Genomic DNA, 2,422 nt, shown 5'->3' with positions numbered 1-2,422 from the left:
CAGGCGCTGGCCGTCTTTCTCGGCACCGACGGTGCCGAATTCGATGCCGGTGTCCCACACTGCGTCGGCCCAGGACCGCAGCAACGTCTGCAGCCGCTCGGGGCGCGCATCGGTGGTGAAGTCCAGATCGTTGCTCAGCCGGCCCAGCACGGCGTCACGCACCGAACCGCCGACCAGATAGAGCTCGTGGCCGGCCTGGGCGAACACCGCCCCGAGTTCGCCCAGCACAACGGCGTGACTGTGCAAGGCGACCGCGGCAGCAGCCAACAGCTCGGCATCCTGCGGCTCTTCGGGCACGGGACCACAGCGTAATCGCCCGCTCCCCCAGCTCACTACCGGCGAGTGAGCCCAGGGCGTCTGAGCACGCCAGCTACTATCGCTTGGGTGTCCGACGGCGAAAATCCGCAACCACGTCGGCGTCGGGGGAGGCGCCGCGGTCGGCGCTCGGCAGGGTCCGGCCAAGCAAACCCCGGCAACGAGGCGACTGCCGGCGGCGCGCCGGCCAAGTCCGGCCAGCGCCGTGCGACACGCCGAACTGCGGGACGGCTGCGGACCGTGCACGAGACCTCGGCCGGTGGATTGGTCATCGACAACATCGATGGCCCGCGCGAAGGACAGGTCGCGGCGCTCATCGGCCGGGTGGACCGGCGCGGCCGGATGCTGTGGTCACTGCCCAAGGGCCACATCGAACTCGGTGAGACCGCGGAGCAGACCGCGATCCGGGAAGTTGCCGAAGAGACCGGGATTCAGGGCAGCGTGCTGGCGGCGCTGGGCTGCATCGACTACTGGTTCGTCACCGAAGGGCGGCGCGTGCACAAGACGGTTCATCATTACCTGATGCGTTTCTCAGGAGGTGAGCTGTGCGACGAGGACGTCGAGGTCGCCGAGGTGGCGTGGGTGCCGATCTCCGAGCTGCCGTTCCGGCTGGCCTACGCCGACGAGCGCAAGCTGGCGGAAGTGGCCGACGAGCTGATCGGCAAACTGCAGAGCGACGGCGAGGCCGCGCTGCCACCCCTGCCGCCCAGCACGCCGTGGCGCCGCCCGCAAACCCACTCACGCACCCGCATCCGCCGGGTCGACGAGCCCGTCCGCGGCCGGAAGATCGGTCGCGGTCCCGGACCGTAGCCGCCGACGACGATGCAGAGTAATTCGGGGTGGCGGCTCCGTCCGCGGGCGGGGACGAGCAGCAGATCGACGGTGCCGGGCGGCCTGTTGCGTCTGCTGGCGGTGCTCGGCGTCCTGGCCGGCCTGAGCGTTGGCGTCGTGCCGACCGCCGCCGCCGGCGAGCCCGGCGCCAACCCGTTCGTCCTGGTGCGGATCGACCGGGTCACCCCGCAGCTGGTCACCACCACCAGCGAGCCGGTGGTCACCGTCGCCGGAACCATCACCAACACCGGTGACCGGCCGGTCCGCGACCTGATGCTGCGCCTCGAACACGCGGCGGCGGTGCCGACGTCGACCGGCCTGCGAACCGACCTCGACGGCGACACCGACCAGTACCAGGCCGCGACGGACTTCGCGGCGCTCTCCCCCGTGCTGCAGCGCGGCCAGAAGACGACGTTCACGCTCTCGGCCCCGATGCGCTCGGCGACCGCGCACTCGCTGGATATCACCGCGCCCGGCGTCTACCCCCTGCTGGTCAATGTCAATGGCACGCCGGACTACGGCGAGCCGGCACGTCTGGACAACGCGCGCTTCCTGCTGCCCGTGCTGGGTGTGCCGCCGGATCCGCTGGACACCTCGGCCCACGCGTCCAGCGTCGGCACCATGGACACTGTGGTCGCGCCCGACACCTCCAAACCCGTTTCGGTCACCATGCTGTGGCCGCTGGCCGACCGGCCGCGCTTGGCCCCCGGTTTCCCGGGTGGCACGGTTCCGGTCCGGTTGATCGACGACGAGCTGGCGACGTCGCTGGCCGCCGGCGGTCGGCTGGACGTGCTGCTGACCGCCGCCGAGTTCGCCACCAGCCGCGACGTCGACCCCGACGGCGCCGTAGGCCGCTCGGTGTGCCTGGCCGTCGACCCCGACCTGCTGGTCACCGTCAATGCGATGACCGCCGGCTACATCGTTTCGGGCGGAGTTCCCGGTGCACCCGCCAGCCCGGCCCTGGATCCCGGCACCGCGACCCACCCCGGCGCCGGGCAAGCCGCGGCAACCAACTGGTTGAACCGGCTGCGGGCACTGGCGCGACGGATGTGTGTCGCGCCGCTGCCCTACGCGCTAGCCGACCTCGGCGCCGTCCAGCGGGTCGGCGACCCCGGCCTCAGCGCGACCGCAACCAGCGGGGCCGCTGACATCGTCGACCGGATCCTGGGTGTCGTCGCGGTCCGCGGCGCCACCCTGATCCCGGACGGGTCTCTTACCCGCCGGGGCGTCGATCTGCTCAGCTCCATCGGCGACACCGTCGTGATCGCCCCCGCCG

1 protein-coding gene and 2 pseudogenes are annotated in these 2,422 nt (G+C 71.6%); 2 read left to right on the top strand and 1 reads right to left on the bottom strand.

From position 1 onward, the window contains the following. Positions 1–297: pseudogene (locus tag AC2VNT_RS03390) on the bottom strand (CCA tRNA nucleotidyltransferase); the annotation flags it as partial. 87 nt (positions 298–384) lie between these two features. Here AC2VNT_RS03390 and AC2VNT_RS03385 point away from each other — a divergent pair. Together AC2VNT_RS03385 and AC2VNT_RS03380 are read left to right on the top strand one after the other, a co-directional pair. Then, positions 385–1,125, top strand: a complete 741-nt coding sequence (locus AC2VNT_RS03385) for an NUDIX hydrolase (protein WP_486945516.1) — start codon at positions 385–387, stop codon at positions 1,123–1,125. A 12-nt stretch (positions 1,126–1,137) separates the two neighbouring features. Continuing rightward, positions 1,138–2,422 (top strand): annotated as a pseudogene (locus tag AC2VNT_RS03380) (hypothetical protein); the annotation flags it as partial.

This window comes from Mycobacterium sp. TH-M15 (assembly GCF_057473705.1).
This window is presented reverse-complemented; position numbering and strand designations above follow the sequence as displayed.